Origin of the sequence: Shimia ponticola (genome assembly GCF_007995215.1) — a bacterium.
Classification (GTDB): Bacteria; Pseudomonadota; Alphaproteobacteria; order Rhodobacterales; family Rhodobacteraceae; genus Shimia_B; species Shimia_B ponticola.
In genome coordinates this window covers 889,568-901,583 of record NZ_VCDK01000003.1, presented here as the reverse complement: position 1 = coordinate 901,583, position 12,016 = coordinate 889,568, and the positions used below count along the sequence as shown (strand labels likewise).

General features: G+C 59.4%; 12 protein-coding genes. 8 read left to right on the top strand and 4 right to left on the bottom strand.

Annotated features, from left to right (window positions below; genetic code table 11):
- The first annotated feature begins 3 nt into the window (after positions 1 to 3).
- The 7 genes from FE702_RS07765 (at position 4) to FE702_RS07735 (ending at position 7,260) form a co-directional block, all read left to right on the top strand.
- Positions 4 to 825 (top strand): cytochrome c oxidase subunit 3, encoded by an 822-nt coding sequence (locus tag FE702_RS07765; protein ID WP_147125673.1) that lies wholly within the window; start codon positions 4 to 6, stop codon positions 823 to 825.
- A gap of 184 nt (positions 826 to 1,009) precedes the next feature.
- The gene (locus FE702_RS07760; protein ID WP_147125672.1) at positions 1,010 to 1,675 is read left to right on the top strand and encodes an SURF1 family protein; all 666 of its coding nucleotides are present in this window, start codon (positions 1,010 to 1,012) and stop codon (positions 1,673 to 1,675) included.
- Between the two features lie 20 nt (positions 1,676 to 1,695).
- A complete protein-coding gene (thrC, locus tag FE702_RS07755) occupies positions 1,696 to 3,081 on the top strand; it encodes a threonine synthase (protein ID WP_147125671.1) in 1,386 nt (461 codons plus the stop codon).
- Positions 3,078 to 4,340, top strand: a complete 1,263-nt coding sequence (locus tag FE702_RS07750; RefSeq protein ID WP_147125670.1) for a M16 family metallopeptidase — start codon at positions 3,078 to 3,080, stop codon at positions 4,338 to 4,340. Before thrC ends, FE702_RS07750 begins: the two co-directional genes overlap by 4 nt.
- Positions 4,340 to 4,924, top strand: coding sequence for a GNAT family N-acetyltransferase (locus tag FE702_RS07745; RefSeq protein WP_147125669.1), 585 nt, complete (start codon positions 4,340 to 4,342; stop codon positions 4,922 to 4,924). The genes FE702_RS07750 and FE702_RS07745 overlap by 1 nt, the downstream gene beginning before the upstream one ends.
- Before the next feature lie 54 nt (positions 4,925 to 4,978).
- Entirely contained in the window at positions 4,979 to 5,806 is an 828-nt protein-coding gene (locus FE702_RS07740; protein ID WP_147125668.1) for an MBL fold metallo-hydrolase, read from the top strand.
- Between the two features lie 32 nt (positions 5,807 to 5,838).
- Positions 5,839 to 7,260 carry an FAD-binding oxidoreductase gene (locus FE702_RS07735; RefSeq protein WP_147125667.1) on the top strand — a complete coding sequence of 474 codons (1,422 nt, stop codon included), beginning with the start codon at positions 5,839 to 5,841 and terminating at the stop codon, positions 7,258 to 7,260.
- A gap of 73 nt (positions 7,261 to 7,333) precedes the next feature.
- Here the strand turns inward: FE702_RS07735 and FE702_RS07730 are convergent, their stop codons facing one another.
- Genes FE702_RS07730 through FE702_RS07720 form a run of 3 tightly spaced genes read right to left on the bottom strand, consistent with a single transcriptional unit; the run spans position 7,334 to position 9,438 of the window.
- Entirely contained in the window at positions 7,334 to 7,873 is a 540-nt protein-coding gene (locus FE702_RS07730) for an adenine phosphoribosyltransferase (RefSeq protein ID WP_147125666.1), read from the bottom strand.
- Between the two features lie 22 nt (positions 7,874 to 7,895).
- Positions 7,896 to 8,528: a LysE family translocator gene (locus tag FE702_RS07725; protein WP_147125665.1), complete on the bottom strand. Its 633-nt coding sequence runs from the start codon at positions 8,526 to 8,528 to the stop codon at positions 7,896 to 7,898.
- Positions 8,529 to 8,565: 37 nt separating this feature from the next.
- A complete protein-coding gene (locus tag FE702_RS07720; protein ID WP_147125664.1) occupies positions 8,566 to 9,438 on the bottom strand; it encodes an S-methyl-5'-thioadenosine phosphorylase in 873 nt (290 codons plus the stop codon).
- Between the two features lie 365 nt (positions 9,439 to 9,803).
- On the opposite strand from FE702_RS07720, the gene FE702_RS07715 reads away from it, so the two are divergent.
- The gene (locus FE702_RS07715; RefSeq protein ID WP_430303174.1) at positions 9,804 to 11,360 is read left to right on the top strand and encodes a SulP family inorganic anion transporter; all 1,557 of its coding nucleotides are present in this window, start codon (positions 9,804 to 9,806) and stop codon (positions 11,358 to 11,360) included.
- A 32-nt stretch (positions 11,361 to 11,392) separates the two neighbouring features.
- Here the strand turns inward: FE702_RS07715 and FE702_RS07710 are convergent, their stop codons facing one another.
- The gene (locus FE702_RS07710) at positions 11,393 to 11,998 is read right to left on the bottom strand and encodes a flavin reductase family protein (RefSeq protein WP_186827021.1); all 606 of its coding nucleotides are present in this window, start codon (positions 11,996 to 11,998) and stop codon (positions 11,393 to 11,395) included.
- Between the last annotated feature and the right edge of the window lie 18 nt (positions 11,999 to 12,016).

Genomic DNA, 12,016 nt, shown 5'->3' with positions numbered 1-12,016 from the left:
ACAATGGCCCACGAAAAGAACCACGACTATCACATTCTGAACCCCTCTATCTGGCCGTTCGCCGGATCGGTGGCAGCATTTGCTATGCTCTTCGGCGCGGTCCTTTGGATGCACGATAGCGGCCCATGGCTGTTCCTGATGGGCTTTGTCGGTGTCCTCTACGTGATGTATGCGTGGTGGGCCGAGACGGTCGCCGAGAACCAGGTGGGTGACCACACGCCCGTCGTTCTGATCGGCCTGCGCTATGGCTTCATCATGTTCATCATGTCGGAAGTCATGTTCTTTGCCGCATGGTTCTGGTCGTTCTTCAAACACGCGCTTTATCCGATGCAGGACTACGAAGGCTCGACCTACGTGGCGCCTGAATTCTACCACGTGAACGCGTTCGAACTGCCGCTGATCAACACGCTGATCCTGCTGTTGTCGGGCTGTGCCGTGACCTGGGCGCACCACGCGCTTGTCCATGGCGGTCAGCGCAAGGACGTTGAGCATGGTCTGCTGATCGCAGTTCTTCTGGGTGTGCTGTTCACGGCGTTCCAAGCCTACGAGTACAACTATCTTCTGACGGTCAAGGACTGGACCTTCGGTGGCGACAAGTTCTTCTCGAACTTCTTCATGGCGACCGGTTTCCACGGTCTGCACGTCATCATTGGGACGATCTTCCTCGCGATCTGCTACTTCCGGGTGCGCAAGGGTCACTTTACGGCTGAGAGCCACATGGGTTTTGAGGCGGCAGCATGGTACTGGCACTTTGTCGATGTGGTTTGGCTGTTCCTGTTCGCCGCGGTCTACATCTGGGGTGTCGGCGCGTCGCTGCCAGGCTGATCTGACAAATGACGGGAGCGCGCTTTCAAAGCGCTCCCCAACCGCCCCACCCTCGCGCTTTGAATGCGCGCGACGCCTCCCCTTACGGTGGCAAAGCCACCTAACGGGCAGTGGGCGGGAGCATTTGAAAAACATAGAAGGGCAGGGGCGGTCTCTGCCCTTTTGCTTTGGAGAGATCGGACACGTGCGCATCTTTGTCTTGTTGATCGGCGTTCTGGGAACCGGGGTTCTGCTGTGGCTTGGGATATGGCAGATGCAACGGCTGGAGTGGAAAGAAGGCGTCTTGGCCGAGATCGAGGCGCGGATCACAGCCGCACCTGTCGCGGTGCCGCAAACCCCCGATCCAGAAGCGGATCGATATTTGCCGGTTGCTGCCGATGGCACACTCGTTGGCCCTGAGGTGCATGTACTGGTGTCGACCAAGTTGCGCGGGGCGGGCTATCGGATCATTCAGGCATTCGAAACGGATGGTCGCCGGATGCTGGTGGATCGCGGCTATGTCGATGTTGAGGACAAAACCAAAGCGCGCACGGCTGGACCGGTGTCGGTGGTGGGCAACCTGCACTGGCCTGATGAGATCGACAGTTTCACGCCGGATAACGATATCGCGGCCAACACCTGGTTCGCCCGCGATGTGCCATCTCTGGCCGCCCACCTGAATACAGAGCCTGTCATGATCATTGCGCGCGATGTGTCGCCAAATGACCCGTCTCTGACGCCTTTGCCCGTGGACACCAGCGGCATTCCGAACGATCACTTGGGCTATGCGGTGACGTGGTTCGGGCTTGCGGCGGTCTGGGTTGGAATGACCCTGCTTTTCCTATACCGCGGGCGGCGCAAACCGGCCTGACAAGAAAGAAGAACGGTTCAATGGACTATATCTCAACCCGTGGCGCAGCCCCAGTGCTGAGTTTCGAAGAGGCCATGTTGACGGGGTTGGCCCGTGATGGCGGGCTTTATGTTCCGGCGACCGTGCCAAGCCTGTCCGAGGCTGACATCGCGGCGCTGGCCGGGTTGCCCTATGAAGAGGTTGCCTTTCGCGTGATGCGCCCCTTTGTGGGCGACACCTTCACTGACAGCGAGTTTGGCGAGATCATCGAAAAGGCCTATGCCAGCTTTGGCCACGATGCGCGTGCGCCGCTGGTTCAGCTTGGACCGAACCACCACCTTCTCGAACTGTTTCACGGTCCAACTTTGGCGTTCAAGGATTTTGCCATGCAGTTGATTGGTCAGCTGTTTCAGGTCGCTCTGGAGCGTCGCGGCGAAAAGGTCACGATTGTGGGCGCCACCTCTGGTGATACCGGATCAGCCGCGATCGAAGCCTTCCGCGGGCTGGACGCCGTCGATGTGTTTATCCTCTATCCGCACGGGCGCGTGTCCGAGGTCCAAAGGCGGCAAATGACGACGCCGGTGGAGAGCAACGTCCATGCGCTGGCGGTCGATGGCACCTTTGATGACTGCCAAGCCAAGCTGAAAGACATGTTCAACCACTTTGACTTTCGCGACGAAGTCCGCCTGGCCGGGGTCAATTCGATCAATTGGGCGCGGGTTCTGGCGCAGGTCGTCTATTACTTCTCGTCTGCCACCGCCCTTGGCGCGCCTTATCGCGAGGTGTCCTTTACGGTGCCGACCGGAAACTTCGGTGACATCTTTGCAGGCTATATCGCCAAAAAGATGGGACTGCCGATCAAGCGCTTGATCGTTGCGACGAACCGCAACGATATCCTGCACCGCGCGCTGTCGACCGGCGACTACACCACCGGAGAAGTGCATCCGACGATCACGCCGTCGATGGATATTCAGGTGTCGTCCAACTTTGAGCGCGCCTTGTTCGATGCCTATGACCGCGATGGCGGCGCTGTGGCCCAACTGATGACCGAGCTGAAAGAGGGCGGGTTCCACATCAGCCAAGGCGCGCTGCAAGGTCTGCGTGAGCATTTCGGATCTGGCCGCTCGGACGAGCATGAAACAAGCCAGACCATCACGGACATGTTCACCCGCACAGGCGAAATCCTGTGTCCGCATTCCGCTGTGGGTGTAAAGGTCGCCAATGACGTCTTGGGCCCGGAGCCCATGATCACGCTGGCCACGGCGCATCCCGCCAAGTTCCCCGACGCAGTCGAAGCCGCCATGGGCTCACGCCCCCCCTTGCCCCCGCGCATGGCAGACTTGTATGAGCGATCAGAACGGGTGACGCGGGTCGAAAACGATCTTGACGCGCTCGAGACCCTGATCCGCAGCCGGAGAACCGCGTGACCGTCAAGACCCATACCCTTCCGAACGGATTTCGCATTGTCACCGAACGGATGGAGGGGATGAAAAGCGCCTCGATCGGCGTCTGGATCAATGCGGGCGGACGGCACGAACGTGTCGAGCAAAACGGCATCGCGCATTTCCTTGAACATATGGCGTTCAAAGGCACCGAACGCCGCACTGCGCTGCAGATCGCCGAAGCGATTGAGGACGTCGGTGGCTATATCAACGCCTATACCAGCCGCGAGATGACCGCCTATTACGCCCGCGTGCTGGAAGACGACGTGCCGCTGGCGCTGGACGTGATCAGCGACATCGTCCTGAACCCCATCTTTGATCCGCGTGAGATTGAGGTCGAACGCGGCGTGATCTTGCAGGAAATCGGCCAGTCTCTCGATACACCTGACGACATCGTCTTTGACTGGTTGCAAGAGGTGGCCTATCCCGATCAACCCATCGGGCGCACAATCTTGGGGCCAACCGAACGGGTCAAGTCTTTCAGCCGCGATGATCTGTCGTCCTTTGTGCGTGAGCATTATGGACCCGGCCAGATGATCTTGGCAGCGGCCGGTGGTGTCGATCATGACGCCTTGGTCAAAGCTGCTGAGGCGATCTTTGGGGGACTTGAATCAAAGCCGATCCACATGGTCGAAGCGGCGAGTTTCGCGGGCGGAGAGCGCCGGGAGGACAAGGTCCTTGAGCAGGTTCACTTTACCTTGGCGTTCGAGGGACCGAATTACCGCGATCCTTTGATTTACACGTCGCAGATATTCTCGACGGCCTTTGGTGGCGGGATGTCATCGCGTCTCTTCCAGGAAGTCCGCGAAAAGCAGGGCCTCTGCTACACGATTTTCAGCCAAGCTGGCGCTTATGCCGATACGGGCATGACCACAATTTATGCAGGCACCAGTGCCGATCAGGTCGCGACGCTTGCCAACATCACCATGGACGAGCTGAAACGCGCGGCCGATGATATGAGCCCAGCCGAGGTCGCACGCGCCCGTGCGCAGATGAAAGCCGGGATGCTGATGGGGCTGGAAAGCCCGTCGCACCGTGCTGAACGTCTGGCGCGTATGACGGCGATCTGGGGGCGTGTCCCGTCTCTGGACGAGATCATCGAGTCGATCGACAGCGTCACGACCGGGGATATTCGCGACTTTGCAGGGCAAATGGTCGACAACCCGCGCATGGCCATGGCGCTTTATGGTCAGGTCGATGCCGCACCGACCATTCAGGATTTGCAGGAGAGGCTGGCCGCCTGATGCTGCGCCGTGCGCGGAACGTGAAGATCGAGACGGAACGCCTGACGCTCCGCCCGCCTGTCCATTCCGATTTTCGGCAATGGGCAGCCTTGCGTCTGACCAGCCGCGATTTTCTTCAGCCGTGGGAGCCGACCTGGGCTGTGGACCATCTCACCCGCAAGAGTTTCACGAACCGGGTCTATTGGGCGCAGCGGTCGATCCGCAGCGGTACGGCGGTACCTGTTTTTCTAATCCGCAAAGAAGATCAGAGCCTTGTCGGCGCAATCACGCTTGATCACATCCGTCGTGGTCCCGCGCAGGCCGGCACGACCGGGTATTGGATCGGCGAACCCTTTGCGCGCCACGGCTATATGCGCGAGGCCATCGAAGGTTTGGTCCACTATGCCTTTACCGAACTTGATCTGAGCCGGATCGAGGCGGCCTGCCTGCCCGAAAACAAAGCGTCTCGCGCGCTGTTGGAAAAGTCTGGCTATAAATACGAAGGTGTCGCGCAAAGCTATCTGCAAATCGCAGGCAGATGGCGCACACATGTGCTTTATGCCAATCTGCGCAGCGACCGACGCGGCAAAACCGAAGTCGGATAGCTCCGCTCGGTCAAACCGCTATTGATCACGTCTGGCGCGCGCTACCCTTAGGGCATGCGACATCTACTCTTTGCCCTGAGCCTGTCTTGCCTTGGAACCGCTGCTGCCGCGCAGGACCGCAACAGCCATTGCATTGCACTGGCTGACACGACGCCGGGCGTCACCTACCTGCACAAGGCCGCGTGGCACGAAGAGGTGCCCGAGTTCAGCGTCCGCATCAACTACATCGACCACGCCATGTTCTTCATTCAGGCGGCGACCGGTGAAACCGTGGCAACGGACTACACCGGCTTTTTGGGAATGGCCGATGTGGTTCCGGACGTGGTCACCATGAACAACAGCCACGAGACGCATTGGACCTCTTTGCCGGACCCGCGCATCCCACATGTGTTGCAAGGCTGGCCCGATAGCGATGGCAACAAGGCCGACTACAGTCTGCAAGTTGGCAATATGCTGGTGCGGAACGTGACAACCGATACGAGGTCGCGTTTCGGACCCGAGATCGTCGAGGATGGTAATTCGATTTTTGTGTTCGAGATTGAGGGTTTGTGCATTGGCCATATGGGCCATTTGCACCACGAACCTGACCCGGCTCAGTACGCCGCGCTTGGTCGGCTCGACGTGGTGATGGTTCCCGTCGATGGCGGTTTTACGATCGATAGGCCATCGCTGATTTCGATGCTTCAGCGTCTCCGGTCCTCTTTGGTGATCCCGATGCACTGGTTCGGGCCGTCCAATCTCGAGCGTTTCCTAGAAGACATGGCCGAAGATTTTGTCATCAAACGCACCCTTTCATCAGAGGTCGTGGTCAGCTTGCGCACCCTGCCTCCAGAGCCGACCATCCTTGTGCTGGGCACAAACTATCTGCGTGCGCCCCAGTGACCTTTGACGCGACTTTCCGCTAGACCCACCCTATGACAGACCTATCCCCCGTCACGCCCGATTTTGAGGCCAGCCTGCGTGCCGCGCTGCCGGACGCGGCCTTCAAGTCACCGGAGCCGAAATATTTCGAAGAGCCGCGCGGTCGCTTTCAAGGAGCCGCTGGTGTGGTGCTCGCGCCTGCCTCGACGACCGAAGTCGCAGCTGCCGTCCGTCTGGCCCATGAGGCTGGCGTGCCAGTGGTGCCGTATGGTGGCGGCACTGGCCTTGTCGGGGGGCAGATCGCGGGCGAAGGACCTGCCGCATTGGTGCTTAGCCTCGAACGGATGACCCGGATCCGCAACACGTGGCCGCGCGAAAATCTGATCGAGGTCGAGGCTGGCGCAATTCTTGCTGATGTACAGGCTAAGGCGAAAGAGGTGGATCGCCTATTCCCGCTGTCACTGGCGTCCGAAGGCTCGGCCCGGATCGGAGGGCTCTTGGCCACCAACGCGGGCGGCGTGAATGTCTTGCGCTACGGGAATATGCGCGACCTTTGCCTTGGGCTCGAGGTCGTCTTGCCGAACGGCGACATCTGGAATGGGCTGACGCGCCTGCGCAAAGACAACCTCGGTTATGACCTGCGCAATCTCATGATCGGCTCAGAGGGCACATTGGGTGTGATAACCGCCGCGACCCTCAAGCTCTCTCCGATCCCCGCAACGCGCGGCACGGCGATGATCGCGGTTCCGTCGCCTGATGCCGCGCTCGATCTTTTGGCATTGGCGCGGAATCATGTGGGCGACGGGGTGGTGGCCTTTGAGCTTATCCACGAACAAGGCTATCACTTTCTCTCCGAGACCTTGCCAGACGTGCGTCATCCGTTCGAGACACCGCCAGAATGGTCTGTCTTGATCGAACTTGGCCTGCCAAGCGGGCTCGATCCTGCTCAGGTCCTGATGGAGATATTCGAGGCGGCGGCAGAGGCCCACATCGCCACTGACGGCACGATCGCCCAATCCGAAACGCAGCGTGCCGAGTTTTGGGCCGTCAGAGAAAAGATTCCAGAGGCCAACCGACGGATTGGCTCGGTCTCATCGCATGACATCTCGGTTCCGATGGAAGCTATCCCCGAGTTCATTGAACGTGGTCCCGGTGTTCTGACCGAGATTGGCAACTTTAGGATCAACTGTTTCGGCCACGTCGGCGACGGAAACCTGCACTACAATGTCTTTCCGCAACCCGGACGCAGCCGTGCGGACCATGACAATGAACGCCCCGCGATCAAGCGCGCGATCCATGATCTGACGCACGAGCTTGGTGGGTCAGTCGCTGCCGAGCACGGGGTGGGGCGGCTCAAGGTCGAAGATGTTCAGGCCTATGCCGATCCCACTCATTTGGCCCTGATGCGCCAGATCAAGGATGCGCTGGACCCAAAGGGCATCATGAATCCGGGCGTCATTTTGCCTGCATCCTGACTATTCTTCTTGCTGCAATAACTTCGGGGAGTGTGAGGGGCTGGCCCCTCACTCCGGCGTTTGTCATCGCGGATTACAGTCCTTCGAAGTCACACAGCCAATGCACGTCCATCCCCATGTCGTGCAGGCGTTTGCGACCCCCGAGTTCAGGCAGATCAATCACGAAGGCACAGCCGACGATTTCACCGCCCAGCCGTTCAACAAGCTTGATCCCGGCCTCTGCCGTTCCGCCCGTGGCCAACAGGTCGTCGACCAGCAGGATTTTTTCACCGGCTTGGATGGCGTCGTCATGCACTTCGACAATGGCTTCGCCGTATTCCAATTTGTAGTCTTGGCTGATCGTGGTTCCGGGCAATTTGCCCTTTTTGCGAATTGGAACAAATCCGACCGACAGTTGATGCGCAATCGCCCCGCCCAGGATGAACCCGCGCGCTTCAAGCCCGACGACTTTGTCGATTTGTGTGCCCACATAAGGGTCCAGCAACTGATCCACCGCCAGACGCAAACCGCGCGGATCAGCAAAAAGCGTTGTCACATCGCGAAACATGATCCCTTCATGGGGGAAATCGACGATGGTGCGGATGTAGTCCTTGATGTCCTTCTTGGGGGGCATGATCTGGCTCCTTGGAATTGGGTCAGGCTGGCGTTCGGCGCAAGGTGGCGGTCAAAGCCCCCATGCAAATCAGTGTCAGGCCGCCCGCCTGTGTGAGGCGACGCATGACCCATGGCTTGCGGATTTGCTGACGCATCCGATCAGCCAAGAGCGCATAGGCCAGTGCATTGGCGGCGGCGAAGGCCACGAAAGTTGCGATCAGAATGCCCGCCTGTGGTGCATAGCTGGACGACGGGCTGATAAACTGCGGCACAAAAGCGATGAAGAAGCCGATGCTCTTGGGATTGAGGGCAGTCACGACTGTAGCGTGCCAGAAAACCGCCTGCGGGCTGGCATGTGCGTCCGTTTCGATGAGGTTGGCGCCTTCGCGCGGAGCAGAACGCAGCATCTTCACGCCCAGGAACACAAGATACGCCGCGCCCGCCCATTTTAGGATGGTGAAGGCTGCCGCTGACGCCGCAACAATCGCGCCCAGCCCGATCAATGACGCGGTCATCGCGATCAGATCACCGAGCGCCACCCCCGCCGCTGTGGCAACGGCCACCTTGCGCCCTTGCGTCAGCGCGTAGCTCAGCACAAGCAGAACCGTGGGACCGGGGATCATGAGAACGGCAAAGGTCGCGGCGACGAATGTCAGCCAAAGGTCAAACGGCATGTCCTATTCATCCCTTCCTTGGATGGAATTGTCGAAATCAAAGAACCCGCCCTGCGACGGCATCCAGTTTGGCCAGCAAGGCCGGGTCGCGTTTGTCAGGCGCAGTCAGGACCGCAAACTCCAAGGCCCGGTCGCAGCCGTGTTCACATGGCGCGCGCTCAGACCCGAGCAGGGCTGGCAAGCCTGCGACCAGTGTTTTTGCGTTCGCTGAGTTGCCCTGAAGGACTTTGATGATCTCGGTGACGTCAACCTCACCATGTTGCGGGTGCCAGCTGTCGTAATCGGTGATCATCGCGACCGAGGCGTAACAAAGCTCCGCTTCGCGGGCGAGTTTGGCCTCCGGCATATTGGTCATGCCGATGACGTCACAGCCCCAGCTTTCCCGGTACATCTTGGATTCGGCGAGCGATGAGAATTGCGGACCTTCCATGGCAAGGTAAGTGCCGCCGCGATGGACGGTGATCCCGGCATTGCGCGCAGCGGTTTCGCAAGCATCGCCGAGACGCGGACAGGTTGGGTGCGCAACAGACACGTGCGCCACGCAGCCCGTGCCAAAGAACGACTTTTCGCGGTTCACGGTCCGGTCGATGAATTGATCGACAATCACAAAGTGACCCGGTGCCATCTCTTCGCGAAATGACCCGCAAGCGCTGACGCTGATGACATCGGTCACGCCCAGTCGTTTCAGGGCGTCGATATTGGCGCGGTAAGGCACGGTCGTGGGTGAATGCACATGTCCGCGCCCATGGCGCGGCAGGAACGCCATGGCGACCCCGTTCAGCGTTCCGGTCAGGATCTGGTCAGACGGCGCGCCCCACGGGCTTTCGACATCTTGCCATTTGGCATCCTGCAAACCGTCGATGTCGTACACGCCTGATCCGCCGATCACGCCAATCATTGTTTGTGTCATGGAAAGTGGCCCCGTTTTCGTTCTGACCCAGTAAAACCAAGAATGTACCGGATGGAAACGCCGAACTCGCCTGCTCTGTAGTACTCACGCGCATTTGCACCAGGCGGGTAGCGGCCATGCGCCCCATGCATGGGACATTTCACCCGTTTCCTGTTACACGCCGCGCCGGAAGGCACTCTGACGTGGTCTGCGACCAATAGACGTGTGCCGAAGAATACCGTGCCTTAAGCCGCCGCGTGCTTTAGAGGCCGGGCAATCAAGCTGAAAGACAGACGAAAAGAGGCCGAGGGATCGATATGAGTAAAGTTATGGCAGCATTCGCCAATGGTCTTTCCCTAGACACGCTGAACTCCGGCGGCCCCAAGATGGACCTCTCACGCGTGCGGATCGAGTTGCTGTCCGGTTTGACCGTGGCGCTTGCACTGGTACCAGAAGCGGTGGCCTTTGCATTTGTGGCTGGGGTTCACCCCTTGGTGGGCCTCTATGCTGCTTTCATCGTTGGTCTGATCACGGCTGTGTTGGGTGGCCGCCCTGGTATGATTTCGGGTGCAACGGGCGCTTTGGCTGTCGTAATGGTGTCGCTCGTTGCTCAGCACGGTGTTGAATATCTCTTTGCAACCATCGTGCTGATGGGGGCGATCCAGATCGCGGTGGGCATCCTTCGATGGGGCAAGTTTATCCGTCTCGTGCCGCATCCCGTCATGTTGGGCTTTGTGAACGGTCTGGCCATCGTGATCTTCCTCGCACAGCTGACTCAGTTCAAAGTGCCCGGTTCGATGGTATCTGACGGCCACGGCATGACAGGCGGACAATGGCTGTCAGGAAATGAGCTTGCGCTTATGCTGGTGCTTGTGGTGCTGACCATGGGGATTATCTGGCTGATGCCAAAGGTGACCAAGGCCATCCCTGCGCCACTGGCCGGGATCGGCATCGTCGCAGCCATCGTGATCATCTTTGGGCTCGACGTGCCGCGCGTGGGCGACATGGCCTCCATCGAAGGTGGTCTGCCGTCGTTCCACATTCCGATGGTCCCCCTGAATTATGAGACCTTCGAGATCATTCTGCCTTACGCCATCATCCTGTCTGCAATCGGCCTGATTGAGAGCCTCCTGACGCTTAACCTCGTGGGTGAGATGACCAACCAGCGCGGCGGTGCGAGCCGCGAGTGCATCGCACAAGGGCTCGCCAACACTGTCACCGGTTTCTTCGGCGGCATGGGGGGCTGTGCAATGATCGGTCAGTCGATGATCAACGTGAAATCGGGCGGACGGACGCGTCTGGCCGGGATCGCGGCGGCTTTGTTTCTGCTCGCGTTCATCGTCATTGCTGCGCCCCTGATCGAACAGATCCCTCTGGCGGCGCTTGTCGGTGTGATGTTCATGGTCGTGATCGGCACCTTTGCGTGGAACTCGCTGCGCATCCTGATGAAAGTGCCGCGCACCGATGCCTTTGTGATTGTTCTTGTGACGGTCGTAACCGTGATGACCGACCTTGCCATCGCGGTTGTGGTGGGCGTGATCGTCTCTGCGCTTGCCTATGCATGGAATAACGCGACGCGCATCCGGGCCAAGTCCTACACCACGCCTGAAGGCGCGCGGGTCTATCAGGTCAACGGCCCGCTGTTCTTTGGCTCAAGCGATGGCTTCGTCGAACTGTTCAACCCGATGGACGACCCCAAGGAAGTCATCATTGACTTTGCCGATAGCCGGGTCGTGGATCAATCGGCACTTCAGGCGATCGAAGCTGTCGCGTCCAAATACGAAGCTGCCGGCAAGCGCGTGCAACTGCGCCACCTCAGCCCCGATTGCCACCAGCTTTTGACCAAGGCTGGGCATCTGATGGTCGATAGCGATGACGACCCTGATTACGCGCTTGCGGTGGATTACGGCGTGCGCACCGGCATCCTCGCAGGCGATCACTAGGAAATTGTGCGCCGCCCACTCTGAGCGGCGACTTATTCCCCCGGACGTGCCAGCGTGAATGTCTCGGTTACAGTGGCATAGTCGCGGTAGCCAAGCCGTGACAGCGGTTGAAAAAGTTCGACGTCAAAGCGTCCGTCCTTGAGGCAGTCGTCGCGCATATGCACGCCGACGACCTCACCAAAGACGCTGTAGTTCGCCTCGCCGGGAAGCCGCACGATTTGCGTCAACCGGCATTCCAGAGTGGCTGGAGCATCGCCGACACGCGGGCAATTGATGGTCTCGCATTCTGCTTTCATAGCCCCTGACAAGCCGAACTCGTCCTCATCGCGCCCATAGGCGCCAGAGCTTTTGTTCATGATGTCACGGTGCGCCTGCGACACGATGCTGATCGAAAAGACGCCGGTGTCGCGGATGTTGCCGACACTGTCCTTGGTGTCAACGCGATCCTCCTTGGCCGATGTGGAGGCAAACATCACCTGCGGCGGCACGTAGGCCACTGCGTTAAAGAATGAATACGGAGCAAGGTTATTGCGGCCGTCTTTTCCGCGCGTCGCGACCCAGGCAATCGGGCGTGGGGCCACGATGGCATTGAACGGATTATGCGGCAGCCCGTGGCCATCCTTTGGTTCGTAAAACATCGCCAGCTCCGATTTGGT

What these genes read in the sequence shown, in the direction of transcription:
- FE702_RS07710 (WP_186827021.1), bottom strand. Translation starts at nt 11,998, where the DNA reads ATGTTTTACGAACCAAAGGATGGCCACGGGCTGCCGCATAATCCGTTC.
- FE702_RS07730 (WP_147125666.1), bottom strand. Translation starts at nt 7,873, where the DNA reads ATGCCCCCCAAGAAGGACATCAAGGACTACATCCGCACCATCGTCGAT.
- FE702_RS07745 (WP_147125669.1), top strand. Translation starts at nt 4,340, where the DNA reads ATGCTGCGCCGTGCGCGGAACGTGAAGATCGAGACGGAACGCCTGACG.
- FE702_RS07725 (WP_147125665.1), bottom strand. Translation starts at nt 8,528, where the DNA reads ATGCCGTTTGACCTTTGGCTGACATTCGTCGCCGCGACCTTTGCCGTT.
- FE702_RS07765 (WP_147125673.1), top strand. Translation starts at nt 4, where the DNA reads ATGGCCCACGAAAAGAACCACGACTATCACATTCTGAACCCCTCTATC.
- FE702_RS07735 (WP_147125667.1), top strand. Translation starts at nt 5,839, where the DNA reads ATGACAGACCTATCCCCCGTCACGCCCGATTTTGAGGCCAGCCTGCGT.
- FE702_RS07740 (WP_147125668.1), top strand. Translation starts at nt 4,979, where the DNA reads ATGCGACATCTACTCTTTGCCCTGAGCCTGTCTTGCCTTGGAACCGCT.
- thrC (WP_147125671.1), top strand. Translation starts at nt 1,696, where the DNA reads ATGGACTATATCTCAACCCGTGGCGCAGCCCCAGTGCTGAGTTTCGAA.
- FE702_RS07720 (WP_147125664.1), bottom strand. Translation starts at nt 9,438, where the DNA reads ATGACACAAACAATGATTGGCGTGATCGGCGGATCAGGCGTGTACGAC.
- FE702_RS07715 (WP_430303174.1), top strand. Translation starts at nt 9,804, where the DNA reads ATGGACCTCTCACGCGTGCGGATCGAGTTGCTGTCCGGTTTGACCGTG.